General features: G+C 39.4%; 24 protein-coding genes, 3 tRNA genes and 1 pseudogene. 18 read left to right on the top strand and 10 right to left on the bottom strand.

Translation table 11 applies throughout. The annotated features are described in order from the left end of the window. Positions 1-82: 82 nt before the first annotated feature. The 7 genes and pseudogenes from EHQ59_RS08870 to EHQ59_RS08840 all read left to right on the top strand — a co-directional run bounded on the left by EHQ59_RS08870 (position 83) and on the right by EHQ59_RS08840 (position 7,137). Complete coding sequence (locus EHQ59_RS08870; protein WP_135619313.1) at positions 83-634, top strand: LPS assembly lipoprotein LptE; 552 nt, start codon at positions 83-85, stop codon at positions 632-634. A 64-nt stretch (positions 635-698) separates the two neighbouring features. Beyond that, positions 699-1,136: a Fur family transcriptional regulator gene (locus EHQ59_RS08865; protein ID WP_244242780.1), complete on the top strand. Its 438-nt coding sequence runs from the start codon at positions 699-701 to the stop codon at positions 1,134-1,136. Then, a complete protein-coding gene (gene tgt / locus EHQ59_RS08860; RefSeq protein WP_135619311.1) occupies positions 1,136-2,251 on the top strand; it encodes a tRNA guanosine(34) transglycosylase Tgt in 1,116 nt (371 codons plus the stop codon). The genes EHQ59_RS08865 and tgt overlap by 1 nt, the downstream gene beginning before the upstream one ends. Before the next feature lie 93 nt (positions 2,252-2,344). Further along, positions 2,345-2,681, top strand: a pseudogene (locus EHQ59_RS08855) (STAS domain-containing protein). A 63-nt stretch (positions 2,682-2,744) separates the two neighbouring features. After that, complete coding sequence (locus tag EHQ59_RS08850) at positions 2,745-4,148, top strand: lipoprotein LipL71 (protein ID WP_135619310.1); 1,404 nt, start codon at positions 2,745-2,747, stop codon at positions 4,146-4,148. 71 nt (positions 4,149-4,219) lie between these two features. Then, positions 4,220-5,083, top strand: coding sequence for a carboxylating nicotinate-nucleotide diphosphorylase (gene nadC / locus EHQ59_RS08845; protein ID WP_135619309.1), 864 nt, complete (start codon positions 4,220-4,222; stop codon positions 5,081-5,083). Beyond that, complete coding sequence (locus tag EHQ59_RS08840) at positions 5,083-7,137, top strand: RelA/SpoT family protein (RefSeq protein WP_135619308.1); 2,055 nt, start codon at positions 5,083-5,085, stop codon at positions 7,135-7,137. The genes nadC and EHQ59_RS08840 overlap by 1 nt, the downstream gene beginning before the upstream one ends. On the opposite strand, the gene EHQ59_RS08835 is transcribed toward EHQ59_RS08840, so the two are convergent. Beyond that, entirely contained in the window at positions 7,127-8,518 is a 1,392-nt protein-coding gene (locus tag EHQ59_RS08835; RefSeq protein WP_135619307.1) for an alpha-amylase family protein, read from the bottom strand. The two genes, EHQ59_RS08840 and EHQ59_RS08835, sit on opposite strands and share 11 nt — an antisense overlap. On the opposite strand from EHQ59_RS08835, the gene EHQ59_RS08830 reads away from it, so the two are divergent. From EHQ59_RS08830 to EHQ59_RS08815, 4 genes are read left to right on the top strand one after another with little or no spacing between them, the layout of a single operon-like run. Then, positions 8,510-10,357, top strand: a complete 1,848-nt coding sequence (locus EHQ59_RS08830) for an extracellular solute-binding protein (protein WP_244245453.1) — start codon at positions 8,510-8,512, stop codon at positions 10,355-10,357. The genes EHQ59_RS08835 and EHQ59_RS08830 overlap by 9 nt on opposite strands. Before the next feature lie 30 nt (positions 10,358-10,387). Next, complete coding sequence (locus EHQ59_RS08825) at positions 10,388-11,449, top strand: hypothetical protein (RefSeq protein ID WP_244245463.1); 1,062 nt, start codon at positions 10,388-10,390, stop codon at positions 11,447-11,449. A 3-nt stretch (positions 11,450-11,452) separates the two neighbouring features. Next, entirely contained in the window at positions 11,453-13,021 is a 1,569-nt protein-coding gene (locus EHQ59_RS08820; RefSeq protein WP_135619305.1) for a hypothetical protein, read from the top strand. Beyond that, positions 13,018-13,749, top strand: a complete 732-nt coding sequence (locus EHQ59_RS08815) for a purine nucleoside phosphorylase YfiH/LACC1 family protein (RefSeq protein WP_135619304.1) — start codon at positions 13,018-13,020, stop codon at positions 13,747-13,749. The genes EHQ59_RS08820 and EHQ59_RS08815 overlap by 4 nt, the downstream gene beginning before the upstream one ends. Here EHQ59_RS08815 and EHQ59_RS08810 read toward each other — a convergent pair. Genes EHQ59_RS08810 through EHQ59_RS08795 form a run of 4 tightly spaced genes read right to left on the bottom strand, consistent with a single transcriptional unit; the run spans position 13,730 to position 18,200 of the window. Beyond that, the gene (locus EHQ59_RS08810; protein WP_135619303.1) at positions 13,730-14,140 is read right to left on the bottom strand and encodes a response regulator; all 411 of its coding nucleotides are present in this window, start codon (positions 14,138-14,140) and stop codon (positions 13,730-13,732) included. The two genes, EHQ59_RS08815 and EHQ59_RS08810, sit on opposite strands and share 20 nt — an antisense overlap. Before the next feature lie 15 nt (positions 14,141-14,155). Further along, entirely contained in the window at positions 14,156-15,235 is a 1,080-nt protein-coding gene (gene leuB / locus EHQ59_RS08805; RefSeq protein ID WP_135619302.1) for a 3-isopropylmalate dehydrogenase, read from the bottom strand. Further along, complete coding sequence (locus EHQ59_RS08800) at positions 15,232-16,449, bottom strand: aspartate aminotransferase family protein (protein WP_135619301.1); 1,218 nt, start codon at positions 16,447-16,449, stop codon at positions 15,232-15,234. The genes leuB and EHQ59_RS08800 overlap by 4 nt, the downstream gene beginning before the upstream one ends. Then, complete coding sequence (locus EHQ59_RS08795; protein ID WP_135619300.1) at positions 16,446-18,200, bottom strand: phospho-sugar mutase; 1,755 nt, start codon at positions 18,198-18,200, stop codon at positions 16,446-16,448. Before EHQ59_RS08795 ends, EHQ59_RS08800 begins: the two co-directional genes overlap by 4 nt. Before the next feature lie 46 nt (positions 18,201-18,246). On the opposite strand from EHQ59_RS08795, the gene EHQ59_RS08790 reads away from it, so the two are divergent. After that, entirely contained in the window at positions 18,247-19,335 is a 1,089-nt protein-coding gene (locus EHQ59_RS08790; RefSeq protein WP_135619299.1) for a pyridoxal phosphate-dependent aminotransferase, read from the top strand. Then, positions 19,317-20,075 carry a ribonuclease H-like domain-containing protein gene (locus tag EHQ59_RS08785; RefSeq protein WP_135619298.1) on the top strand — a complete coding sequence of 253 codons (759 nt, stop codon included), beginning with the start codon at positions 19,317-19,319 and terminating at the stop codon, positions 20,073-20,075. The genes EHQ59_RS08790 and EHQ59_RS08785 overlap by 19 nt, the downstream gene beginning before the upstream one ends. Here the strand turns inward: EHQ59_RS08785 and EHQ59_RS08780 are convergent. The 4 genes from EHQ59_RS08780 to hemW all read right to left on the bottom strand — a co-directional run bounded on the left by EHQ59_RS08780 (position 20,072) and on the right by hemW (position 21,988). Beyond that, positions 20,072-20,503, bottom strand: a complete 432-nt coding sequence (locus tag EHQ59_RS08780) for a CBS domain-containing protein (protein ID WP_135619297.1) — start codon at positions 20,501-20,503, stop codon at positions 20,072-20,074. The genes EHQ59_RS08785 and EHQ59_RS08780 overlap by 4 nt on opposite strands. A gap of 76 nt (positions 20,504-20,579) precedes the next feature. After that, a tRNA-Ala gene (locus tag EHQ59_RS08775) sits at positions 20,580-20,652 on the bottom strand. Positions 20,653-20,662: 10 nt separating this feature from the next. Beyond that, positions 20,663-20,736 (bottom strand) — tRNA-Ile (locus EHQ59_RS08770). A 79-nt stretch (positions 20,737-20,815) separates the two neighbouring features. Next, entirely contained in the window at positions 20,816-21,988 is a 1,173-nt protein-coding gene (gene hemW / locus EHQ59_RS08765; protein ID WP_135619296.1) for a radical SAM family heme chaperone HemW, read from the bottom strand. 3 nt (positions 21,989-21,991) lie between these two features. On the opposite strand from hemW, the gene EHQ59_RS08760 reads away from it, so the two are divergent. From EHQ59_RS08760 to EHQ59_RS08740, 5 genes are all read left to right on the top strand, one after another. Then, the gene (locus EHQ59_RS08760) at positions 21,992-22,474 is read left to right on the top strand and encodes a hypothetical protein (RefSeq protein ID WP_135619295.1); all 483 of its coding nucleotides are present in this window, start codon (positions 21,992-21,994) and stop codon (positions 22,472-22,474) included. Positions 22,475-22,535: 61 nt separating this feature from the next. Continuing rightward, positions 22,536-22,609, top strand: a tRNA-Ile gene (locus EHQ59_RS08755). 26 nt (positions 22,610-22,635) lie between these two features. Next, positions 22,636-23,211 (top strand): bifunctional nuclease family protein, encoded by a 576-nt coding sequence (locus EHQ59_RS08750; protein ID WP_135619294.1) that lies wholly within the window; start codon positions 22,636-22,638, stop codon positions 23,209-23,211. 233 nt (positions 23,212-23,444) lie between these two features. Beyond that, positions 23,445-23,810, top strand: a complete 366-nt coding sequence (locus EHQ59_RS08745; RefSeq protein WP_135619293.1) for a phasin-related domain-containing protein — start codon at positions 23,445-23,447, stop codon at positions 23,808-23,810. Between the two features lie 83 nt (positions 23,811-23,893). Next, on the top strand, positions 23,894-25,174 hold the full coding sequence (locus EHQ59_RS08740; protein WP_135619292.1) for an MFS transporter: 1,281 nt from the start codon (positions 23,894-23,896) through the stop codon (positions 25,172-25,174). Here EHQ59_RS08740 and EHQ59_RS08735 read toward each other — a convergent pair. Then, positions 25,171-25,794 (bottom strand): hypothetical protein, encoded by a 624-nt coding sequence (locus EHQ59_RS08735; RefSeq protein WP_135619291.1) that lies wholly within the window; start codon positions 25,792-25,794, stop codon positions 25,171-25,173. The genes EHQ59_RS08740 and EHQ59_RS08735 overlap by 4 nt on opposite strands. Positions 25,795-25,876: the final 82 nt, after the last annotated feature.

The following is a 25,876-nucleotide window of genomic DNA, read 5'->3' as shown; positions in this document are numbered from 1 at the left end:
TTGGCGAAAGAAGAAAATCCTAACCCATCGATTCCCTTGACAATCTAGACTTGGGACCTAGTATGACAGGGAACAATTTCAAATGAAACAAGGTGTTGTTTTAATTTTTATCCTTCTTGTGTCTGGGTGTGCTTTTTTTTCAAAAGAACCAGGCCGGCCTCCGAAGATTGACGGAGTCCCCATCCCCGATTCCAAACGTTTGATTTACATTCAAAATGTGAGAAACAATACCTATTCCCCAGGAATGCATACACGACTCACCCAAATGATTATGGAAGAAATCGACCGTAGGGGAAGGTTCATCACCACTCGGGAAAAAACTCTCGCGAAATACCGATTGTATGCAGAGATTGTCCACTACCAACAGGTAGGGGATTTAATGGATTTGGCTGACCAACAAATCACCTCCGAATTGTTCGTTGTGACTCGGGTGGAGATCATCGAAGCCGATACAGGAGTCAAAATTCCAATGGAACGGAGTGAGATTCCAGGAAGAGTGCACTTTTCCACTCAAATTGGATTTCGAGAATCGGAACTCGAAGCACAAAACCGTTTGTTACGGGTGATGGCGCTTCGAATCGCTGAAGAAGCAGAAAGAGCTTGGTATTATTCGCTTTCTGGTGTATTGAATTAAGATAGTAATTAGGAGATAACCCTTGCAAAACGATCCTATTTCCCATGAAGACACAAAAAAAGAGATGCTCGCGTTTGAAGAGTATCTCAAAGAAAAAGGTTTAAAAATAACCAACCAACGTCTGTTAGTTGCACAAAAGATCTTTTCTAGTCATAATCATTTTACAGCAGAAGGATTACTCGACGAATTAAAAGACAATAAGGATCGAATCTCCAAAGCGACTATCTACCGAATTTTAGCAATTATGGTGGAAGCGGGCCTACTGGAAGAACATGATTTTGGTAAAGATTACAAATACTACGAACACATCATTGGTCATGAACACCATGATCATATCATCTGTATGCAATGTGGGCGGATTGTCGAATTCATCGATGAACGCATTGAAGAATTACAAAACAAAGCAGCTTCTGAAAATGGGTTCACCATCACTGGGCATAGTTTGAATATTTTTGGGAATTGTTTAAACTTTGCAACCTGCGAACACAAAAACAAAAAATAGTGACTTCTATTTTTAAAGAAGGAACACATGATACTGGTTCTTATGCAAGGACTGGTACGTTAATTCTAAATGGCATCGAAATCCAAACTCCGATTTTTATGCCTGTGGGAACCCGTGGTAGCATCAAATCACTTACCTCGGAAGATATTGATGAGCTAGGTTACAATTTAATCCTTGCCAATACGTATCACCTCTATTTAAAACCAGGCAAAGAGGTTTTTGATCATTTCCATGGTTTAAAAAACTTCATGTCCTATAAAAAGGCTCTTCTTACCGACTCAGGTGGTTTTCAGGTGTTTAGCCTTGCCAGTTTGTTTAAGTTTGAGGAAGACGGCGTTCGTTTCCAATCTCATATCGATGGGAGTTACCATAAATTCACTCCAACATCTGTGATTGATATGCAAAGGTCCATTGGATCGGACATCATGATGGTCCTTGATGATTGTGCCCCGTATGGAAGTGATACGAAACGGCTGGAACTTGCATTAGATCGGACTCACAGGTGGGCCAAGGAGTCCTATGCCTATTGGATGGAGAATCCAAATGGGCAAAATGTATTCCCCATTGTCCAAGGTGGGGTGAATGAAACCCTCCGCCTTCGGAGTTTAGAAACCTTACAAAAAATCAATTTTCCGGGAATTGCCATCGGCGGTTTGAGTGTGGGGGAACCAAGGCCTGAATACATTCGGATTTTAGAATGTATGGCCCCTCATTTGGACAAGGCGAGGCCTAGATACCTGATGGGTGTGGGAACCGTGGTAGACATCCTAGAGGGCGTGAAAAACGGGATTGATATGTTTGATTGTGTACTTCCCACAAGGAATGCTCGGAATGGGCAAGTATTCACCTCCAATGGCAAACTCAATTTACGAAATGAATCCCATAGGCTCAGTGATGCACCCATTGATCCCGAATGTGGCTGTAAGGTTTGCAAAACATATAGTCTTGGTTACATTCGCCACTTACATAAGGTAAAGGAATTAACCGCCTTTTCCTTATCTACCTACCATAATTTATTTTTTATGCAAAGCTTCATGGAAAAGATGCGAAAGTCCATAGAAATAGGCAATTTTCGAGACTTTTATGCGCATTGGAAAAATTTGTTTGGTAGCTAAAATTATTAGGTTGACGTACCCATTTTTTTTGAATGTGATTGTACCGTCATTTCTACATTGATTGTAGCTTCATTGAGGAGTCTCTAGACACACATGGAAATCACCAGAAGGGAAAAAGATAAAATCGTAGTACTCGATATTAACGGGGAAATCGACCTTTATAACGCGCCTGAGATCAAGGATGTAATCGCCAAATTGATCGAAGAACAAAAGGTATTGCATCGTCATCAATCTCGAGAAGGTATCTTACATCGACTCTTCCGGAATTGGAGCTTTAATTTCAAGTTTGTCCAACCTGAAAAAATACCAAGGTGGATTAAAAATCATCAACGTAGCAGGTTCTGTTCGAAAAGTATTTGAACTCACTAAGTTGACTTCATTTTTTGAAATTTTCGACAGCGAAGACGAAGCAGTTACTGCTTTCAAATAATAGGGGAAGCGTATTTGCGCTTCTCTCTTACAATCCCCCCTACCAAACATTAAGGAGTTTGTTATGTTAAAAAAGAAAAAGACATCAGTCTTTCTCTCCGCTTTGGTATTGTTCTCAGCAGGATTTGTAAACTGCGCACAAGAACTACCACTCAAAGAACTCGCGTTAGCGAAATCACAAGTGGAACGAGCAGAAAGACTTTCCGCCGAAGAATTTGCCCCTGAAGAATTCAGCGAAGCTAAAAAAAGTTTAGTTTCTGCCAATGAATTTGCCGCTGAAGAAAAAGCATCTGACTCCAAAAAGAGTGCAGATTATGCAATTTCAAAAGCATACGATGCTCTTGAGAAAACATTACCTAAGTTAGCTGCAAAATCTCGTGAAGAAGCAGTGGCGGCCATTGATGCTGCAGACGAAGCCTATGCTTCTGAATACACTCCTGAAGAATACAAAAAAGCAGTAGCTGCAAGAGATGCAGGGGAAACTAAATTAGCGCAAGCTGATGCAAGCCTTGCTTCTTATTTACGTGAAGACAAAGATGAAACAGCAAAAGAAGTAAAACGAACTGTTGCTTTGCAAGAATATGAAGATGCTCATAACCAATTCCAAGAAGCATCTAAAATCAGTTCTGACGCAAAAAAAGTAGCACTTGAAAAATCAGGTGGATCACTTGTGAAGTCAGCTGATGAAGTAGACGCACTCCTAGATAAAGCAGCATCGTATTCAAAAGCGGGAAACCCAGCCATTGATGAAGAAAAAGCTAGAATCGCTTCTGCAAGAGAAGACATCCAAGCAGGAAAACTAAAATCCGCTGATGAAAAAATCAAAGCAGCAAGACTTGCTTCTGCCGCTTTATTACAAGACTCCATCAAAGATCACGCGAAGAACCGAAATACACAAGCAAGAGAAGTGGTAGAAGATGCCAACCTTCGATTTGGTGAATTGAATGCTGAGTCTTACCTCAAGTCTAATGCAAAAGAATCATATGCAAGCACACAAGAAAACTTAGGTGCTTCTAACGAATCTTTACAAGCATCCGGAAACCTTTTAGAACAAGACAAATTTGAAGACTCGATTGCTCAATCCGAAGAAGCGATTCGTTTGGCTGAGATTTCCATTGACCAAATTGAAACTTTGAAAGGAAAAAACAACGTAGCGAAAACAGATCGTAACGCTGTAGATGCAGATTCTGACAAAACAACAGAAAACAAAGATTCTAACCAAACATCTTCTTCTCAAATCGAAGAATTATCTGGTGGTTGGAAACGATACACTGTTGAAAAATCAAATCCTGCTGATTGCCTTTGGAGAATTGCGGACAGAGAAGACGTTTATAACGATGCAAAACTTTGGCCACGTATTTTTGAAGCGAACCGTAAGAGCATTCGTAACAAAAACCTCATTTATCCAAAACAAAAATTGAACATCCCACCAAAAACGGGAAAAATCGGAAAAGCTCCTAAACAATAAACATTGTTTAGGTGAAAGAAATAAAGCTGTCGTAAAGACAGCTTTTTTTTTGTCTAAATCATAGGACCCATATGAACCGAGGATACACAACTCCCGTTACCACAATTACAGAAAAAGACTTTGAAATCTTGGTCCAATTGGCTTTGGATGAGGATTTACCTGCTGGGGACATCACAACAGACACTCTTTTCTCCCAAAAGGAAACTTGCACCGCCATTCTTTTGGCAAAAGAAGAAGGGATCCTCTGTGGACTTGCCGTGATCCCATGCCTCATTCAGAAAACAAAAGCATCGATTACTTGGACGAAGGCTCTAGACGATGGTGCCTTTCTTTCCAAAGGCACAATCATTGGAGAACTGAAAGGTTCCCTCGTAGATCTTTTGAAGATGGAACGAATTTTACTGAACTTCATCCAATACCTTTCAGGCATTGCAACGAATGCGAACCGAGTGGCAAAAGAATTTCCGAACCTCCTCATCCTCGATACACGTAAAACACTTCCTGGTTATCGAAAATTGGCGAAATATGCGGTATATACTGGTGGTGGTGCCAACCATAGATTGAATTTATCTGAGATGGCCATGTTAAAGGACAATCACATTGCCAAAGCTGGATCTATTCAGTCTGCCGTACAAATGGTACGAGAAAAAAATCCCGGGAAAAAAATTGAGTTGGAAATTGATGAGATTGCACAATTAAATGATGCAATTGCATCGAAGCCAGATATCATTTTACTCGATAATTTTTCAGATGTAGATACTGAAAAAGCGATTCAGATCCTAAAAGAAACGGCACCAGGGATTCAAATCGAATGTTCTGGTGGAATTACCCCTGATAAACTAAGGTTTTTATCCAAGTTTGATGGAATTGGTGTGAGTATGGGGTATTTAACGCATACGGTTAAGTTTTTAGACATTAGTTTGGATATCAAATAATGGGACTCTATCAGGACATAAAAGACAAACAAGAGTTATTTGACGCTGTCCAAAAACGACTTGGTCCTGAAAAAGCTGGGTTGGTCGAAAAGGCATATAACATTGCTGATAAAATGCATGAGGGCCAAAAAAGACTTTCTGGGGAACCATATATCATTCATCCCATGAATGTTGCCTCAGTCTTAGATGATTTGGGACTCGACGAAAGGGCAATCGCAGCGGGTTTGTTACACGATGTCGTTGAAGATACAAGTTATTCGAAAGAAGATATGGCTCGCGAATTCGGAGAAGACATTGCGGCACTTGTGGAAGGTGTTACTAAAATTTCCGAAATCAAATCGCAGTCCAAAGAAACAGAAGCTGCAGAAAACATCCGTAAGATGTTACTTGCCACGATCAAAGATGTGCGAGTGATGCTCATTAAACTTGCCGATAAGACTCATAACGTAAGAACACTGAAATTCCAACCGGAAGAAAAACAAAAAAGAATTGCAAAAGAAGTTTTATCACTCTATGCCCCGATTGCAGGTCGACTTGGGGTGTATAAAGTAAAATTTGAATTGGAAGACTTGGCCTTCCAATCACTTCATCCTGAAGAATACCAAGAAATCAAAAAAAGGGTTTCTGCCAAAAAATCAGAACGTGATGAATACATTGAAAAGATAAAAATTATCCTCAAACAAAGGTTAGCTGAAATTAATATTGATGCTAGAATTGATGGAAGGGCAAAACATTTTTATTCCATATATCGTAAAATGGTGACTAAGGAAAAATCCTTTTCCGAAATTTTTGACTTACGAGCTGTTCGTATCATCGCCAATGAAATCAAAGATTGTTATGGAGTGCTTGGAATCGTACACACTCTTTGGACACCCATCCCTGGAAGATTTAAAGATTATATAGCCACTCCCAAAACAAATTTATACCAATCTTTGCATACAACGGTATTTGGTCCCGATGGTCGTCCTATGGAAGTGCAAATTCGGACCAAAGAGATGAATGCCATTGCTGAAAATGGGGTGGCAGCTCACTGGGCTTATAAAGAATCCACAAACTTATCTCGTTCCTCTGTGATTTTGCAAAACGGAGTGGAAAATGCCTTCCGGATGAAGTGGCTCGAAATTTTGAAATCCTGGCAAGACCCAAGCCTTGATTCCAAAGAGTTTATGGAAGAACTCCAATATGATCTTCACGAAGATGAAGTCTTTGTGTTCACTCCGAAGGGTGAGATCATTGAAATGCCAAAAGGCGCAACTGTTTTAGACTATGCTTTCCGTATCCATACAGATGTGGGAATCCATGCTCGTGGTGGAAAAGTAAATGGTCGAATGGTTACACTTCGTACGGAATTGAAATCTGGTGACCAAGTCGAAATCATCACCGAAAAAAATTCCAAACCATCTCCGATTTGGCTTCGGATTGTTAAAACATCTGGCGCCAGACAGAAGTTACGTGCCTATTTCCGTAAACTCCAAGAAGATTCTCAAAAAGAAACCATTGGTTCTGTCTTAGAAGCGACAAATCCAAACTTTGATGAAAACACCATCAAAGAAATTAAAAAAGTTAAAATCAAAAAACAAACAAAACCAAATCCCAACCAAGAAGAATCCAAGGAGTTTGGAATCTCTGTTGCGGGATGGAATGATGTTCCTGTGCGAGTTGCTTCTTGTTGTACTCCGATCCCTGGGGATGAAATCATTGGTTTTATCACAAGAGGTAGGGGAGTGAGTGTACACAAAAAAGACTGCACAACTGCTACAAAACAATTGGAATGGATGAAAACAATTCCAGTGCGTTGGGAAGGACCTGGGGAACCAATCCCCATTCAAATTGAAGTCCGTGCCAAGGATGTACAGGGAATTTATTTGTCCATGGTGGAATCCATTTCCAGTACAGAAACCAATATCTTGGAAGCAGGTGCCTCATCACATCCTAATGGAACTCTTACTGCCAAATTTATGTTAGAAGTGGATCACTTGGACCAACTCAAGGAAATTTTAGAGAATTTAAGAATGATCCAAGGTGTTGTTTTTGCGGAACGAGTTAAAAAATAAACCATTGCAATTGGTTTGGTTTCAATTGGTAATAGATACCTTCTTTATTTTTTTCTTGAGGAAAAATATTTCCACTCACTAAATCTTTCAGTTCCTTTTGGTAGAAGATTCCTTCTTGGTAAGGAATCCATCCGGAAACAGTTGTGTTTTGGTAATTCCACAGAAACAATTCGGTTTGGCTTTCCGAATGAATCAATCGTGTGAATATTGGGAATTGATTGAACTCGGAATAGTTTGTTTCTTCGTAATGAATCGTTTTTCCTCTTTTTTTGACCACGGAAAAAACTCTTTGGTAAAATTCTAAAGTTTCCAGATTCGGAGTTTCCTCATCGGCTCGGATCATTTGTACGGGAATTTTTTTTCTGTAACCAAGCTCTTGGCCATCATGGAATAAAATGATGTTTGGATTTGCTTGGAGTAAACTGAAATAGATTTTGTTTTGTTCACCAAAACTTTGTTTGGCTCTCCTTTCATCGTGATTTTCTAAAAATTGAATCTGATTTTTCTTTGATGGGTGTTTGAGTATTTCATTTATTTTTGGTAATTCCTTATGATACATGGCATCATATAAGTCTTTGTCGTAAGTGGCATCAAAACCAAGAGATAAGAGTGTTTCCTCTAAACCCCAATACACTTCGGCATAAAATTTAAACTCTGGAAATTCTGTTTTGATCGTTTGGATCACAGTTTGCCAATTGTATACAGACCTTTTTCCGTGAGTTTTTTCAAATACATCAGGCAGAGGTAACATTGCCATATCACAACGCACGCCATCACACTGTTTGGCGATATGTCGAAGGATTTGGACATGAAAAACTTCTACTTCTGGATTGGAAAAATCCCATTGGATGGTATCCGTCCAACCATCGAAGTAGGGATCCCTTCCGTGGAAATACATTTGTCCATTGGGATGTAGGAAAGTGTTTTTGAGATCATTTGATTCTTCGGCTTTTAGAAACAAATGAGGATATGTTTTTACGAGAGGTGAATCAATGGCCAAATGATTGGGAACAAAATCTAAAATTAGTTTTTTGTTTTTAGAATGGAACCATTCATAGATTTCTGTTAGGTCATTTGTTTCAGTGATCAGTGGATCTGGAACATAGTCATAAATGGCGTAAGGTGATCCATATACATCGTCTGGTTCTAAATTGGATTTCACGTGATGGAAATCTGGTTGTAATTCAGGCATGGTCTGTGCGATTTTCCTAGAACTGGGACTATTTTTCCACACTCCCATGAGCCAAATTTCATCTGCCCAAACAAAGGGTGCTTTTTTTTCTATTTCGTCGAAGAGAGCTGGAATCGGTTTCCCTTTTTTTCCACAAAAAAGCCTTGAGCCTATCTCGTACAAATGGATTTGATGGAAGGGATGTTTCATAAATTAGTTCAATACCATATGGTTCGTTTCCAAGTAATCAAGTTTGTTTTGGTTGGTATCACTTGTCTTTTACCAATTCTTTTTACCCAAAACTGTACCGAAGAAGATACGAAGGATACCCTCAGTCGAGTGGTAGACCAATCTTGGGAAGGTGATGTGAATTCCATTCCAAAGGCCTTACAAGCAAAAAATCCAGTGGCTGATCCCAAGGCAAAAAAAGGGGGTAGGATTCGCATCTATTCCCACCAGTTTCCCAAGTCTTTGAACTATTACTTAGACCAATTCACAACAACAGCACGAATCTTTACAAGTCTCTATGAGCCACTTACGGCTTACCATCCTCTCACATTAGAAACTATCCCTCATTTGGCTCGTGAATGGAAGATCTCTCCTGACAAAAAGAAGTTTACGTTTTATTTGGATCCGAATGCACGTTGGTCGGATGGAAAACCCGTCACTGCAGATGATGTGATTTTTACCTATGATACGATTATGAATCCGAAACATGGAACGGCTGTATTTCGCATTTCTTTATCCAGGTTTTTGAAACCTGTGAAATTGGATGAGTTAACCGTTTTATTTGAAGCAAAAGAAGTACATTGGAATAATTTTAATGATATCGCATCTTCTATCTTTATTTTACCAAAACATCATTTTGAAGGAAAAGACTTTAACAAAGAAAATATGGAGTTCCCTGTAGTATCTGGTCCATACAAAATCACGGAAGTCAAAAAGAACCGTTACATCAAATTAGAACGTAGAGGTGATTGGTGGCAAAGAGCTTATCCTTTTAACGAAGGAAGGAACAATTTTGATCAAATCGTCTATAAGGTATACAACGAAGAAGCTGTTGCCTTACAAGCATTCAAAAAGGGTGATATCGATATTTATCCTGTTTATTCAGCCTTTGTTTGGGTGGAAGAAGCAAAAGGAGAATCCTTTGATAAAAATTGGATCGCCAAACAACGGATTTTTAATTTAAAACCAATTGGATTTCAGGGTTGGGCAATGAACTCAAGAAGACCAATTTTTTCTGACAAACGAGTGAGAGAAGCAATGAACTTACTCGTAGATAGGAAATTGATGATCGACAAACTCGCGTATGGTGAGTATGATCCAACCAATAGTTATTATCCAGATTTTTATTTAGGTGGTGAACCTAATCCCAATACTCCTACAAAGTTTGATATTGAAAGAGCAAGGAAGTTACTTGCGGAAGCAGGTTGGAAACCAAACGCAGAAGGAATTTTGGAAAAAGATGGAAAACCGTTTCAGTTTTCTATCTTAGATCGGGATAAAAAAACAGAAAAATACTTCACTGTCTTTTTGGAAAAAGCAAAGGAAGTGGGAATTCGTGCTTCGATCGATACACTTGATTTAGCAGCTTGGAGTGAACGTGTTGACAAATATGATTTTGATATGACATGGGCTGCTTGGGGTTCTGGAATTTTTAAAGATCCTGAATCCCAATGGTTGTCCAAGCATGCCGATGAACAAGGCCAACCCAATCTTCCTGGACTAAAGATCCCTGAAGTGGATAAACTTATTGAAAAACAAAAAACGGAATTTTCTGTAACAAAACGAAATGAAATCTTAAAACAAATTGATCGGATTGTATATAAGGAATACCCATATGTTTTGTTATGGCATTTGCCTAGCACAAGACTTTTGTATTGGCAAAAATATGGAATGCCAAGTTTACCACTGGGAAAATATGGAGATGAAAGTTTTTCTTCAGATTATTGGTGGTATGATGCCGAGAAGGATCAAAAACTTTCGGAGAGTCTTTCTAAAAAAGAAAAGTTCTTCGACTATGAAGCCATTGTTCGTTGGAAGTAAACATCTCTCGTGACTGAGAAACAAGGTCCAATCAAAGGGATCCGAGATAAGATCTCACAATTATGGAATCAATATCCAAATTGGGGAAAAATTCCCCAATTTTTGGAGTTATTGGAAAAGGGTCTCGACAAAGAGCTGTTTGTTGACCCTAATAAAAAACAAGAACCAATTCCACTGGAAGATCTTCCCGTGGATGAAGTTCTAAGAAAGTCTGGTTTCATTCGTAACTTTTACGAACGATTATTTCCCGTATCCCATGTCTTTCGGATGACCTATCGTTACGATCGTGAGTTCTTAGACAATTTTATGCCATTGTCTACCGATGGATATATCGGACGTGGCTCTTATAAATTTGTTTATAAACTTCCTTGGAACCAAGTCGTTAAAATAGGAAAATCGAAACTACCTTCTGATGTGATTTTTGGTTCCTTATTTAAAGAAGTGGGAAGGGATTTACCTCGTTTTTTAAAACCAGAAGAAATTGAATTACGAGATTTTTTAAAAGCTCAAACCTTTCGTGATTCCAAAAAAGATGAAATTGATTTTAAATTCAAACGATTGGGTTTGGAACGTTTGCATTATTGGAAATTAAAATCACTCATTCCTGACCTGGTCGTTCCCACCCGATTTTTTATGGGAATGCGAGTGCGAAAAAATCCATTTGGAATTCCCAATATCACGCTTACCCCATGTGACCAACAACCACTCCTTGCTGGGAAACATTTAAAAGAATTTACCATCCGCAATGAAAAATTAGATCAAAATCCGATCTTGGATAAACTGTTTCCCAAATGGAAATTGAACTTTGATTCTCATCGTTTCGGTGTGATCTCGAAATCTAAACTAAAAAAAATCGCAGTTGACTTTAATCGAGTGATTGAAGTTACCAAATACTTAGCTGAAGAAGAAAAATTGATTTTTGACATCCATGCAGAAAATATCATCATCACACTCCCTGACTTTGAATTGAAAATTTTCGACTTTCACGTGTTTGATGACTATTTATATGAACCTTCTTTGGAAAATCCAACACCCGAGATGGATCACATCAAAATCATTGAAGAGTTTATTAAATCATTTGAATTGGATTAATTGATGTTTGTTTCGAATCGGAATTTTCCTTCCTTTACCATTTTATCAATATTGATCATTGGGTATGCTTGTTACCAAAGTTTTGTTTGGAGATGGATTTGTGATGACGCTTACATTAGCTTTGTGTATGCACGAAATTTATGGGAAGGAAATGGCTTTGTTTTTAACTTGGAAGAAAAAGTTGAAGGTTATACCAATTTTCTTTGGACAATTTATTTGTCTCTCGGTTATGGAATCGGGTTTCTTCCGCAGTCTCTCTCTGTTTATACAGGAATCTTTTTTTATCTCTCGTTGCTTGTTTTGTTTTTTTATGTAGAATACAAAGAATCGTTTGGCAGTTTTTATCCACTTCTACTTGTTCATTTAGGACTTTTTTATCATCTCTATATATTTGCGAGTTCTGGATTGGAAACGGCCATGTTTACTTTTTTTGTAAACATGGGTTTCCTCTTTTGGGAAAAAAAGAAAGATGCTGTTTTTATTAGTTTTTTGTTAGCAAGTCTCACTCGTCCAGAAGGGGTTTTGTTTTTGCTTTTTGTATCTCTGGATTGGTTGCGTAAAAAAAGGTTCAGAACACCCATTCTTTTTGGATTTCTTTTTTTCATTTTTCTTCTCTTTCGGTTCGGTTATTACCAAGATTTTTTTCCAAATACCTTTTATGCGAAGGGAAATAAAGGAAGTTATCTTTCACAAGGGTTTTATTACCTAATGTATTTGTTTCAGACGTATCCTTTGTATCCTTTTGTGATGGTTCTTTCTGGCATTCAGATGTACCAAAGGTTTCGCCAAACAAAGGAAGATCTTTTTACTCATGCTGCTTTACTCCTGTATATAGTGTATGTCCTCTATGTGGGTGGAGATTTTATGGGGAATCGATTTTGGATCCCGATCCTGCCTTATCTTTCTTATTTGGCATTTCAACAATTGCAGTTTTGGACAAGGGAATCTCAAATTGAATCAAATCAACAAAAGTTATTTTACCGTTTGTATTCCAAAAATTCAATATTGTTTTCTCTCATTTTTATCCTTTCCTCTGCCATTCATATCGATCCATTGAAAATGGATGGAAATCGTATTCCCGATTGGCATGGAATCGTAGAAGAACGGATGTTTTATGATCAACATTTAATGGATGTTCGTGGTTATGATGAAGGGGCTTTGCAAGAATTTCGAGTAGCCTTTTTTGGTGCGCAAGCTCATTTTATTTATTATTTAAAACCTCAATTTGCCTTTGAAGCTGAATCGGGCTTAACCGACAAATCGTTTGCAAGAAAACCGATTGCTGTGCGAGGTCGGATTGGTCACGAAGGAAAACTCAGTTACGAAGACTTAAATGTTCGAAAGATCGATTTGTTATTAGACAATCGTTTGCCTGAGTTAGAACTTCCTTTTGTGATCTATACCTGGCGAACCATTCCACTTCGTTTTTATGTATGGAATTATGATCCTAAGAAAATGAATCTGTTATGTGAAAGAAAGGATTGGAACTGTGAAGACCTTAGACATCGTTTTAAAAAAGAAAATTGGGATCTGCATTCTTCTTTGTTTTTGGGTAAGGTCAGCTCTCCATGAGAAAAGAAATTTCTCTTCCTTATGGTAAGGTTGTCTTTGGCTCTTTGGGAAAAAAAGATTTAACTACTTCTCTTTCGGATGTATATGGTTTTCCAAAGTCTCCCATTGAATGGAGTAACTTTACGAAGTCGGTTCTCGCCAAAGAAACAAACCTTCCCAGTTCCCAGATCACCTGTTTAAACCAAGTTCATGGAGACCAAATCGATTGTGTGAGTGATTCGACCATGGAAGATCCGGGGGAAGTTCCCATCGGAGACGGATTGTATACGAGTCAGAAAAACCAAGTTTTGGTAGTGAGAACCGCTGACTGTGTACCTGTTTTTTTACATTCCACAAAACGACCGTTTGTTTCTGTTTTGCATTCCGGATGGAAAGGAACAAAGTTAGGGATCACAGAAAAAATGATCCAAACTCTACTGGATGAGGGTGATTTTTTAGAAGACTTGTCACTGGAATTTGGACCCTACATCCAAAGATCCAATTACGAAGTAGGGGAAGACGTCGCTACTGATTTCCAAAGTTTAGGGAACGATGTGTGTATGCCAAAAGGAAACGGAAAATTTCTTTTGGATGTGGGGCTTGCGATTGAAACGAGAGTGAAACGTCAGTTTGGCGATAAGCTTCAGATCAGAAATGATCATGTGGATGTGTTCCAGAGCCCTCTTTACTTTAGCCACAGGGCCAAAGAAGAGGGTCGTAATTTGAATTTTATACTTTGGGAATCTTAATGAGAGTTTCTTTGATTTTCTCTAAGATTTTTTCCCGTTTGATTGGTTTCACAATATAGTCCATCGCACCATTTTCTAAAAGTGCTTTGATGACAGATGGTGTGTTTTCTTCTGAGATAAAAAGAATCCTTGGCAAAACTCCCATCTCTTTCATATCCCAAAAGGCAGCAAAACCATCTACTTCTGGTAAAAAGATTTCAATGGTGACAAGGTCGATCTGTTGGCGATTTTCCTTGTACATCTTTAAGAGTTCTTTTCCTGTTTCGGCAATTCCTAAGATTTTGAAACCTTCTGATTCCAAAATCTGTTGGAGTTGTTTGGACTGGAATTTGGAATTCTCAGCGATGAGAATCTGATATGGTCTACCTGTGGGTCCTATGCCTGCTTGCATGATGTTCTAAGTACCTTATCCAAGTGCCTTTTCGATTTCAACCCCAATTTCTTTGGTTCCAAGGACTGTCGTGCCTTCTTCGGCGATATCACGAGTCCTGAGTCCTTTTTTGAGAACGGAACGAATTGCGTTTTCGATGGATACTGCTTCTTTTTCCATTGAGAAAGAATATCGTAACATCAGAGCTCCAGAAAGAATTTGAGCAATTGGATTGGCGATTCCTTTTCCTGCGATATCAGGCGCTGATCCACCAGATGGTTCATAGAGTCCAAACCCAGATTCAGAAAGAGAAGCAGAAGGTAACATTCCAATCGAACCTGTAATGATGGAAGCTTCATCGGAAAGGATGTCTCCAAACATATTTTCACAAAGCATCACATCAAATTGTTTTGGTTTTACGATGAGCTGCATTGCGGCGTTGTCCACATAGAGGTGTTCCAAAACACAATCAGAGTATTCTTTTTTATGAAGTTCGACTACCACTTCTCTCCACAATACAGAAGTGGTAAGAACGTTTGCTTTATCGATGCTCGTTACTTTTTTATTCCGTTTTTTAGCAGCTTCGAATGCTGTGCGTGCGATCCGTTCAATTTCTCTTCTAGAATAACGCATTGTGTCATAAGCAAATTCTTCAGGCCCACTTCCTTCACGACCTTTGGGTTTTCCAAAATAGATTCCAGAAGTTAACTCGCGTAAGATGAGAATGTCAAGGCCATCACCGATAATATCACCACGGATGGGACTTGCTTTTTTTAACTCAGGATAGATGATCGCTGGGCGAAGGTTTGCAAATAAATCAAAATGTTTGCGAAGAGGAAGTAGGGCACCTCGTTCTGGTTGTCTATCAGGTGGGAGTCCTTCCCATTTAGGTCCACCTACAGAACCAAAAAAAATCGCACTGGATGATTCACAAAGTTTTAATGTTTCTTCTGGGAGAGGAAAACCAGTGGCATCAATCGCAGCTCCTCCAACTAATGCGTGTTCAAAGCTAAATTCGCTAAATTTTGTTCCTAATGCTTTCCTTACCACTTGTAAGGCAACTTCCATTACTTCTGGGCCGATTCCGTCACCGGCAAGTACTGCTACTTTTTTCATTTCATTTCCTTTAAAACTGATTCTAAAATATCCAATCCTTCTGTCGCTTTTTCGATGCTTAAGATGAGTGGAGGGATAATACGAATGACTTTTCCTGCGGTGCTATTCACCACAAGACCACGTTTCAAACATTCTTCCACAACGGGTCTTGATTCTGTATACAATTCCACACCGATATGTAGCCCACGTCCGCGAACTTCTTTGATTTTCCCAGTGGACTCCATGATTTGTTTTAGGCGTAGGAACATTTGTTCCGAGATTGTGGAAACATGATCGAGTAAGTTTCGAGAAAGGATGATTTTAAATGTTTCATAGGCAGCAACACAGGCAAGGTGGTTTCCGCCAAAGGTTGAACCATGCATCCCTTTTTCCAATACGGATTCGTATTCTTTGGAAACAACAAGGGCACCCATTGGAAATCCAGACCCAAGTGCTTTGGCAAGTGTGAATGCATCGGGATACATACCGTAATGTTCAAAACAAAACATCTTACCAGTTCGTCCCATCCCTGTTTGAATTTCATCAAACACAAGCAGGGAATTGGTTTCTTCCGTGAGTTTACGTGCGAGGTTCACAAAGGATTGTGTGAGTGGGATCACTCCACCTTCTCCAATGATGAGTTCCATGATAATCCCTGCAATGGAACCACCATACTGTTCGAATGCTTGGATGAGAGAATCTTCATTATTGGGTTCCACAAAATGGACGTCAGCTGCTAGTTCTCCAAATCCATTGCGAACCGATTCATTGCCCGTCATGGACATAGCTGATAATGTTCTGCCATGAAAACTGGAGTGGAGCGCTAATATCACTGGACTATCAATGTTTTGGTTCACACCATGCCTACGCATCAGTTTGAATGCAGCTTCATTGGCCTCAGTTCCCGAATTACATAAAAACACTTTTCCAGGAATACTGTTTTCAATGATTACTTCTGCGAGTTTCGCCTGTTCTTCAGAGTAATACAAATTGGATGAGTGAAGGATTTTATCCATTTGGTTCCGTAAAGCTTCGATGAGATCTGCTTCCCCATGACCTAAATTAGATACCGCAATTCCAGCTAAAAAGTCAATATAACCTTTGTTATCTTGGTCAAAGATCATCTCTCCGACACCATATTGGAAAGCTACAGGATATCTGTTGTATGTACCAAGTAAGTATTTGTCAGAAAGTTGTTTGATACTATCAAATTTGGTTTTGGTTTCGGAGTTCATAATAGGCCTGCTAGTTGTAAAAAGTCTTTTTCAGCGCGAGAAATTTCAGATCCAAGAGTTTCCCAAAGGCCTGGGATCTCAGAAGATTTTTTTGGTTTTTTCAGAGAAGCAAAAGAGGAATATACTTTTACCTTAGGTTCTGTCCCTGAAGGGCGGATGGTGAGTTTTGCATTTCCTTCTAGTTCCACTTGGATCACATTTGATTTTGGCATCCCTTTGAATACAGAAGCTTTGCCTTTACCAGATGGTTTCTGTGTTTCATAATCAAGAACACTGACTACCTTTCTTCCCCCAATCATCTTTCCAATGAGGTTTTCTTTTCGTAAAGCCTCAATGGATTCTTTGATTTTAGTTTGTCCAGAACTTCCTTCTAAGGTAAGAGAATACAAACTTTCGCGGTACAGTCCATACTTCAGATAAATTTCATTCAGGTAAGAGAGTAGATCTCCTTTTTCTGCTAGGATCTCTACAAACAGGAGGGCACTGGAAAGGGAATCTTTGTCTCGTACAAAAGGTACGGGAAGGTATCCGTAAGATTCTTCACCACCGAATAGAAACAAATTGTTTTTCTTTGTTTCAATTTGTTTCATTTCTTCTGCAATGTATTTGAACCCAGTGAGAACATTTTTGATTTTGATTCCATTTTTTTTCGCAATGGCTTCTTGTAAGTCGGTTGTGACAATGGTTTTGACTAAGTGGTATACTTTGCCTTTTGTTTTTTTACGTTCAGAAAGGTAAGCTGCCATAATGGATCCAATTTGGTTTCCATTCAGATATTCATATTCCCCGTCGGATTTTCGAACACCCACACCCAACCTGTCTGCGTCTGGGTCAGTGGCAATGAACACTTCTGCTTTTTTCTTTTTAGCGTGAAACTCACATAAGGCGAGAGCTTCTTTTTCTTCTGGATTCGGGTATTTGACCGTTGGAAATTCGCCATCTGGTTTTTTTTGTTCAGGAACTAAAAATACAGATTTGTATCCAAAAAAGGATAACATTTCTTTCATATAATCTCCACCTGTCCCGTGTAACGGAGAGTATACGATTTTTAAGTTCTTACGAGTTTTTGGTTTGGCTTTTGATTGTACATTCGCATTTTTTAATTCTTTTAAATAGGATTTGAAACAATCGGCCCCGACAGACTTTACAAATTTTTTATAAACTTTGTCGGATTTGGAAATCATAGGAATCGAAGACCAATCTTCAATTTCACCAATCCGTTTGATGATAAAAGCATCGTCGGGAGGAACAAGTTGACCTCCATCAGCCAAATAGGCTTTGAATCCATTGTATTCTGGTGGGTTATGGGATGCAGTGATCACAATCCCACCACTGGCTTTGTAATACCGAATGGCATACGACAAAATGGGAGTCGGTGTTACCTTCGGAAATAGATACACCTTCACACCAAGAGTGGCACCAATCCCAGCTGATAGTTCTGCAAATTCTTTGGATAATCTTCGGGAATCATAGGCGATGACAATCGAAGGATTTTCTTTTGTGTCTTTTAAATAACTAAGGAAACCGAGAGCGGCACGACCAACGGTATACAGGTTCATTTTACCGATCCCATTTCCAATTTTCCCGCGGATCCCCCCGGTACCAAAACTGAGTGGGTGTGCATATGAATCGACGAGTTCTGAGGTGATTCCTTTTTGCCAATCTTCGTAAGCCTTTTTGGCCTCGGATTGGATTTCTGTAGAAAAAGGTGATTTCGTCCAAGATAGGATATTGTCTTCTGGTTTCAACATAGCTTACATACTAGTCTTTTGAAGCTAAGTAGTCTGGAAATCAATTTTGGAACCAAGAGAATTTTTCATAGAAGACAGACTGGAACGATTCCGTCTGAACGCATTTTGTAATTTAGGGGAAAGTGGCCTTTCCCATTTTACCATGGAGGAGATGCTTTCTTTGGCAGGTCTCACAGGGAAAGATCTTTCCAAAATTCCTATGTATGATGCACCAAACCAAGGCTCGTACGAACTTCGCCAAACGATCGCCAACTTGTATCCAGGTGTTTCCCCGGAGGAAGTCCTTGTCACCACAGGAACAGGGGAAGCCTTGTACATCGCCTTTCAACTTTTGGTGAAGCCTCAATCAAAACTGGCGCTAGTTTGGCCAGCCTTCCAAGCTCTGTATGAAATCCCAAAAATGCTCGGTGCAGAAATCCTTCCCGTCCCATATGCAAACGCATTTGCTGCTTCCACTTGGGAGGGTGTCGATGCAGATCTCTATGTGCTGAACCACCCGCACAATCCATCTGGTATGACCTTCTCCCCAAACGAGTGGGATTCACTTCTCACTCTTTTACATCAAAAAGAGAAACCCGTTGTATTTGATGAACACTACCGATTTTTACCAAAGGGTGGAGGAATGGGAAAAACGGGTGTGGATCCCAAGCATCTATTTTATGGAACAGGTTCCTTTACTAAATGTTTTGGAGTCACTGGCCTTCGGGTAGGTTGGCTCATTGCAGACAAAGACTTTATCAAACGAGCGAGGTCGTTTAAGGATTATCTCACACACACAGTAAACCCGATCTCCGAACGGATTGCACTTGGCCTTCTCAAAGAAAAAGATTCATTTCTTCCTTCCATTCAAAAACGTGTACAAAATAATATAGACCACTTCACTTCTGTTTGGCGAGAGTTACCAAACGTAGAATTTTTTTCCCCACCAGAAGGTGGGCTTGTGGGATGGCTTCGTTTACAACCAGGGATTCGTTCTGAAGACTATGCCGATCGACTCATGGAACGAACAGGAGTTTTTGTATTGCCCGGTTCCAATTTTGAAATGGAAGGGTTTCTTCGGATTGGATTTGGTGCCAAGGAAGATGTGTTTTTAGAAGGATTGAAACGGTGGAAATCATGTACGGATCTCATTTAAGACAAAGCCTCCAACTCTTTCCTGGCATCGGTGAAAAAAAAGAAAAACAATTGAGTGGGGTTGGAGTGTATGATTGGACTTCACTCATCCAATACCAAAAAACAACAAACGATCCACTTCTCTCTTCTGTATCCATTTTAGAAGAGCGTTTGGAACAGTTGGAAACGGAATTTCAGGAGGCCAATTTTTCTTTTTTTACAAGTGAACTTCCAAGCCTTGAGTATTGGAGACTTTGGCAAAACTTTCCAGAACGATTTTGTTTTTTGGATATAGAAACTACTGGGATCTCAGAATCCTCAGTCACAACCGTTGTGAGTTTGTTTCAAAAAGAAACCATTCGCACCTTTGAACGAGGAAAAGACTTAGAGTTTTTATTTGATTCCATTTTTCCCGAAGACATCATCGTTACTTATAATGGAAGGCGATTTGACATTCCGTTTTTAGAAAGAGAATTCCACTACCGTGTGAAAAACCCACAACTCGATCTGATGAATCTTTTACATTCCATAGGAATCAAAGGGGGCTTAAAAAAATCGGAAATCCAACTAGGCCTCGTGCGACCAGAAGCCATTGCAGGAATGGATGGAAGGGAAGCACCTCTGCTTTGGTATTCTTACCAACAGACAAACAACAAAGAAGCGCTTGATAAATTAATCGCGTATAACAGAGAAGATACGAAGAATCTTAAAATTGTTTTAGAGAAAACAATTGATTTGTTAACAGAAAACAGATTGTTTTAGTGTGGGCCATACATATACTCTCGGAGGATATGCATCTCAGCTTGTGTTTTGTTTAGTTTGGTTTTGACCGCATCACCGATGGAGATGAGTCCAATGATTTTGTCACCATCAAGGACTGGCATATGGCGAAATCGTTTTGTGATCATATTGTTCAAAATATCATCCACGTCTTCATCGGGACCAGCAACAGTGAGTTGAGTGGTCATCACATCTTTTAATTTGATTTTGTCAAGATTAGCATGGTCTTTGGCAACCACTCGCATCAGGTCTCTTTCGGTAAAGATTCCCACCAACTTTCCTTCGAACGTCACAATGAGTGATCCTACTTTGGCACCCACCATCATCTGAGTGGCTTCCAATACATTTCTATCTTCTTCGATGGAAAGAACGGAGGAGGCTTTGTCTTTGAGGATTTCTTTTACGGACATGACACCAAAGGTGTACCGGAATGACTCTCAGATAGCAAGAAATTTTTAAAAGGGGGAGAAAGAGAAAACGGGTTTTTGGAGCGTATCGGGATCGAACCGATGACCTTCTGAATGCAAATCAGATGCTCTCCCAGCTGAGCTAACGCCCCGTTTCTTTTATGGGCCTGACAAGACTTGAACTTGTGACCCCTCGCTTATCAAGCGAGTGCTCTAACCAACTGAGCTACAGGCCCGGGATACGAACAGTATTTTTCGAGAGGGGTCTATGGGCAATCTTTTTTTAGGATTATTTTGCCAATCCAAAGAGAAAAATCAATTGGTGATTTCCAAAATTAGGTCATCTAACAAAAGTAATGCTTCTTTTTTCCATTGAAAAACTCCATCGGAGAGCGAACAAAGTCCTCGTTTTTCCCAAGAGTGGATGGTTTGGATGTAATGGGTTTGGTTTGGAACATCTAAATAAGTTTGAATGAATTCTAAATAACGAAACGGCGAAAATAACCGAAAGAGGGTGAGGGCAAGTTCTGAGTTAGGAGTCACCTCTTCATATTTCTTTTCCTGTGGTTTTTTTTGGTAGAGGTTTGCATTCCTTGGATTTCCATACCGATGCCCTTCAATCATTCCATGTGCCCCAGGACCAATGCCAAGATAAGGTTCAAAGGTCCAATACTTGAGGTTGTGTTTGGATTCAAAACCTGGTTTGGCATAATTGGAAACCTCATACCAACGGTATCCTTTTTTTTCCATTAACTCGGGTAAGGTGAGTAAAATTTCGGATTGGATCCTTTCTTCGGGTTCTTTTTTTTTATGGTCTTTTACATCTCTGGAATACTGAGTTCCTTTTTCTAAGGTGAGAGAATATAAACTCAAATGGGGAAGACCTGCATCCAAAAAATACTCTAGGTCATTGAAAAAATCAGACTCATTTAACCCTGGAATTCCATACATCAAATCAATTCCCACTCGTTTGATCGGAGAATGAATGAGTGTGTCACGAAGAGAGTCATATTTTTCTTTGTCGTAATGCCTTCCCAAATATTCTAAACCGATGGGATTCCGTGTTTGGACACCCACATTCACACGGTTGATCCCAATCTTCGCATATGTGTCGAGTAAGTTGGGACTTAGGTCTTCTGGATTCACTTCAATGGAAATTTCTGTATCTTTGGCAAACTCAAATTCAGAACGAAGGAAGTGAATGAAGTTTTCCCAAAGTTTTGTTGTGGCCTTCGATGGTGTACCACCACCGAAAAAAACAGTATCAATGGTTTTGTTTTTTAGGTTTGGAAAATGAGAAATTCGGTTTAATGCTTCTTTTTGGTATGTTTGAAAGAGCGACAATTCATCGTTAGCTGGACCATTTCCAATCCCTTCCGAATAAAAATCACAATAATCACATTTTTTGAAACAATAGGGGAAATGGACATAGATTCCCAAAAAGGAATTTCTGACTTGCCATATGGTTTCTTCTGTAGATTGTTTCATGGGATGAAAGGTCTTTGGATTCCTTTGTTTTTCTTTCTCGGTTTCACTTGTACGATCCTTTCCCAGACACTGGTAGAACCAAACCAAAACTTTTTATGGGAAACATTTTCTTTTCAGTTTCCAGAAGCAGTTGTCATCAAAACCGAATCCACAAACCAAAAAAAACTGACGGTTTATCCAGCCAAACGGGATGGATTTTTTATGGTCATCCGCATTTTGCCATGGAGTGAACCGATCACAGACAAAAGTCTTTGGGTTGAATCCGTTTTCCAAAAACCCATCTCACCAAAACAAATGGAACGTGTTGTTTTTGGGAAAACTTTCCAAGTATACCAAGCAGACCAAATCCGGAACCAAAATGCATTACGCAACCAAGTCTGGGTGCGAATGGATGCGAAACCCTATCTTTGGATTTGGTTGCAATGGAAATCAGACCGCAAAGACCTTACCGATTTTTTTGAATCCAACCGCTTTCTTTCGCTTTAATGACCAGTCACTTGTTTTGTGCTTGTCTCTCCTTATTTCCTCGAAAGATTGGAAGTCAGTGGGGCCTATAGCTCAGTTGGTTAGAGCAGCAGACTCATAATCTGCGGGTCGAAGGTTCGAGCCCTTCTGGGCCCACAAAACAGGAAAGGAAACGATATTGTATGGAGTTTTATGAAGTAAAAATTTCTGATATCAGCCTGACCAATGTTGGTTTTGCCGTTTTTTTACGTCCTAAAGATTCGGAAGACAAACGTGTGGTTCCGATTTTCATTGGACCACTCGAAACCCATTCCATCACCACTGTCATCGATGGCACAAAACCTCCAAGACCGATGACCCATGATTTGATGTTGTATATGTTAACATCACTCGGTGCAACGGTTCAGAAAATCACAATCGAAGAAATCATCGACAGTACGTTTTATGCTAAAATCCAACTGCGTCGCGATGAAGAAATCATCACGTTAGATGCAAGACCATCTGACTCCATCGCTCTTGCCCTTCGCGCCAATGCTCCGATTTTTATCGCAAAATCTGTGTTAGATGAAACAGGGATCATCATGAAAGAAGATGAAATCCAAGGGGAAAACATCTCTTCTGAGAAAAAAATCCAAGCCCTTCCTAAGTCCAATTTACAGATTTTAGAAGAGACCTTAGAAAATGCTCTGAAAACAGAAGATTACGAAACCGCAGCAAAGATCCGCGACCAAATCAAAAAACTCATCGAAAACAGCTGATTCGATTCAACGGAAAAAACCAGGTCATCGGTAAGACATCACCGACGCATCAACCAAGTCTGCGAAAGCAAGCCGGGACTCAATAACCAATTTCAACTCACTCGATTCTCCTGATTTAACTATGTCTCATAGAAAATGAAGGTGGTGGAATTTTTTTATTGTCATCCCCATTTTGTTTGCTTACACTTGGAATCCAAAATCTAAGATTTTAGTCCCTTTGATAGGAATGTTGTATGGAAAAATTGGTTATGGATGTCGTTAACGCTGGAATCGCATTGTTTCGTTCTGGTGAAGAAAAATTAAGATCTGCAGTTGTAGATTTAGAAAAAGTTTACACTGAGTTAAAATCAAAAGGGGAATTGGATCAGTCTGCCGAGACACAAAAAATCCGTGACCTACTTAGCAAAACAATTGCCGATGCACAAGGTGCGCTTGGAAAAACGAATGCTAGTTATGATGAAATTGTAGCAAAGTTACAATCAAACTACCAATCAATTTACCAACAAATTGATACCGCAATTCCTCCACAAGTGAAGGAGAAATTGAAACAAACGTTAGATGAGCTAAAAGTCCTAATAGACAAAGCAAAATCTAAATAGTCTTCAAAATAATTTGATGAAAATCATGAGAAGCCACAGAGTTTTCTGTGGCTTTTTTTATTTGTTCTCAGAGAGTAGCCCTGATGAGTCAGTCTCCTAAAAAAATCCAATTCATTTTATTTTTAATCGTTTTTACGGATATGATGGGATTTTCCCTTTTGTTTCCACTGTTTCCAAAGACATTGGAGTTTTTTCTGTCAAAAGGAGATGATGTTTTTTTTCGTAGCTTTTATTCTTTCGCAGAAATTTTATCCTTCGGTGGTGAAACCAAATACACCTTTGTGTTGTTTGGTGGAATTTTAGGAAGTATCTATAGCCTTTTACAATTTTTAGCGGCTCCTGTATGGGGTAGGTTGTCTGACCATTCGGGTCGTCGTGCGATTTTACTTTTTACGACTCTTGGAAATACCATCGGGTATCTCCTTTGGTTATTTTCCTCTCAGTTTTGGATGTTTGTTTTAAGCCGTGTGATCACGGGAATGATGGGTGGAAATTTATCTGTGGCCTCTGCTGCTATGGCGGACCAAACAGATGAAAAATCGAGAGCAGCGGGTATGGGACTTTTAGGAGCAGGGATTGGGCTTGGATTTGTTATGGGGCCCCTGCTTGGAGGAATCAGTTCCCAGTGGACATTTTTAGATTCTTATTATTTAGCCGGTGAGTTTGTGGTTTTTCCTGCCTCTGCTTTTTTTGCAATATTAGTGTCTCTTATCTCGATGATCCTTGTGTATTTGTTTTTACCTGCCAAAAAACCAAATACCATTCCGGATAAGGAGATTCATCCGTTTTTATCCTTAAAAAAAATTGAATCTAGGAATTTGGTCAGAATCTCTCTACTCAATCTTTTGTTTGTTCTTAGTTTTTCTGGTTTTGAATTTGTTGTGAATTTTTTTCTTTCGGACAAGTTTCAATTTTCACCCAAAGAGATTGGATTTACGTTTTTGTACATTGGAATCATCATCATACTCGTGCAAGGTGGTGTTGTCAGACGGCTTTCTGGAAAAATTTCTGAGAAAAAAATTTCTTTGTATGGAGGGGTGACAGTGGTTGTGGGGATGGCACTCCTTGTCCTCATTGGTTCGGAGTTCAGTGGACTCCTGATTTCTTTATTCTTTTTGGCTTTTGGAAGTGCCCTTGTCAATCCAGGGTTATCATCCTTTGCTTCTTTGGAGAGTGGAAAAGGGGACCTCGGTCGCTCTCTTGGACTCTTTCGTAGTTTTGGCTCACTTGGAAGAGCAGTATCCCCAATCGTCTTTTCTTTGTTATACTTTCAAAAGGGACCGAGTTTTGCCTTTTTGGTATCTCTGATTTTATTAATCGTGTTTACCTTATTTCTTGCAAAACAAAAGGAAAGGACGAGTTAAAGAAACGATTCCAATTTTGCACGTAACATCGGAAACATCAGTTTTTCATCCAGTTTGTCTCCCGTGAGCGAAGTGCGGAGTAAAAAACTATCTCGGATTTTGCCATCAAAACTGTTGGCTGTAAAACTGATGATATCAATTCCCAAATGATATAAGGCTTCTGTGATTTGAAATAAAATCCCTGGTGTGTCTTTCATTCGTAAATCCATCACCGTAAAATCAGAGGAGATGGGATTGTAGAGTTTGAGGGAAGCTTCTGAATCTCCAATTTTACGAACCAATATTTCTTCTTTGGAATTCTCTCTAAGATACATCGCCACAGTTTTTCCTTCATAAAATAGGGAATATAGGTCGGTTCGGATTTGGGAAAGTAAACTCTCTGTCATTTCCTTTCCATCCCAACTTCGGATCACAAAGAGGTCTTGGACATGTCCATCACTGGATGTTTCGGCCACGGCTTCTAAAATATCCCATCTATGGTGGAATAAAACAGAAGTGACTCGATACAGAATTCCTAAATCATCCTGGGAGAGTGAAATTTTGAGGAGGGTCGTGTCTTTTCTTGGGACACAAGAGACATGTAGGATGGGTTTTTTGATTTCTTGCATGACTTGTGCCATAGATCGCTCCTAAAACTTTTGCAAATTGCTTAGAACCTAAACAGATGGTGTCAGGAAAACCCCACACTGGTTCTAAAACGTG

The sequence above is a fragment of the Leptospira kemamanensis genome, assembly GCF_004769665.1.
Classification (GTDB): Bacteria; Spirochaetota; Leptospiria; order Leptospirales; family Leptospiraceae; genus Leptospira_A; species Leptospira_A kemamanensis.
This window is presented reverse-complemented; position numbering and strand designations above follow the sequence as displayed.

Coding starts and splice junctions, on each gene's coding strand:
- hemW (WP_135619296.1), bottom strand. CDS start 21,988: ATGAAACAATCTACAGAAGAAACCATATGGCAAGTCAGAAATTCCTTT.
- leuB (WP_135619302.1), bottom strand. CDS start 15,235: ATGAAAAAAGTAGCAGTACTTGCCGGTGACGGAATCGGCCCAGAAGTA.
- nadC (WP_135619309.1), top strand. CDS start 4,220: ATGAACCGAGGATACACAACTCCCGTTACCACAATTACAGAAAAAGAC.
- EHQ59_RS08865 (WP_244242780.1), top strand. CDS start 699: ATGCTCGCGTTTGAAGAGTATCTCAAAGAAAAAGGTTTAAAAATAACC.
- EHQ59_RS08835 (WP_135619307.1), bottom strand. CDS start 8,518: ATGAAACATCCCTTCCATCAAATCCATTTGTACGAGATAGGCTCAAGG.
- EHQ59_RS08740 (WP_135619292.1), top strand. CDS start 23,894: ATGAGTCAGTCTCCTAAAAAAATCCAATTCATTTTATTTTTAATCGTT.
- EHQ59_RS08800 (WP_135619301.1), bottom strand. CDS start 16,449: ATGAACTCCGAAACCAAAACCAAATTTGATAGTATCAAACAACTTTCT.
- EHQ59_RS08750 (WP_135619294.1), top strand. CDS start 22,636: ATGGAGTTTTATGAAGTAAAAATTTCTGATATCAGCCTGACCAATGTT.
- EHQ59_RS08745 (WP_135619293.1), top strand. CDS start 23,445: ATGGAAAAATTGGTTATGGATGTCGTTAACGCTGGAATCGCATTGTTT.
- EHQ59_RS08820 (WP_135619305.1), top strand. CDS start 11,453: ATGTTTGTTTCGAATCGGAATTTTCCTTCCTTTACCATTTTATCAATA.
- EHQ59_RS08785 (WP_135619298.1), top strand. CDS start 19,317: ATGTACGGATCTCATTTAAGACAAAGCCTCCAACTCTTTCCTGGCATC.
- EHQ59_RS08760 (WP_135619295.1), top strand. CDS start 21,992: ATGAAAGGTCTTTGGATTCCTTTGTTTTTCTTTCTCGGTTTCACTTGT.
- EHQ59_RS08870 (WP_135619313.1), top strand. CDS start 83: ATGAAACAAGGTGTTGTTTTAATTTTTATCCTTCTTGTGTCTGGGTGT.
- EHQ59_RS08795 (WP_135619300.1), bottom strand. CDS start 18,200: ATGTTGAAACCAGAAGACAATATCCTATCTTGGACGAAATCACCTTTT.
- EHQ59_RS08850 (WP_135619310.1), top strand. CDS start 2,745: ATGTTAAAAAAGAAAAAGACATCAGTCTTTCTCTCCGCTTTGGTATTG.
- EHQ59_RS08735 (WP_135619291.1), bottom strand. CDS start 25,794: ATGGCACAAGTCATGCAAGAAATCAAAAAACCCATCCTACATGTCTCT.
- EHQ59_RS08815 (WP_135619304.1), top strand. CDS start 13,018: ATGAGAAAAGAAATTTCTCTTCCTTATGGTAAGGTTGTCTTTGGCTCT.
- EHQ59_RS08810 (WP_135619303.1), bottom strand. CDS start 14,140: ATGCAAGCAGGCATAGGACCCACAGGTAGACCATATCAGATTCTCATC.
- EHQ59_RS08840 (WP_135619308.1), top strand. CDS start 5,083: ATGGGACTCTATCAGGACATAAAAGACAAACAAGAGTTATTTGACGCT.
- EHQ59_RS08830 (WP_244245453.1), top strand. CDS start 8,510: ATGTTTCATAAATTAGTTCAATACCATATGGTTCGTTTCCAAGTAATC.
- EHQ59_RS08780 (WP_135619297.1), bottom strand. CDS start 20,503: ATGTCCGTAAAAGAAATCCTCAAAGACAAAGCCTCCTCCGTTCTTTCC.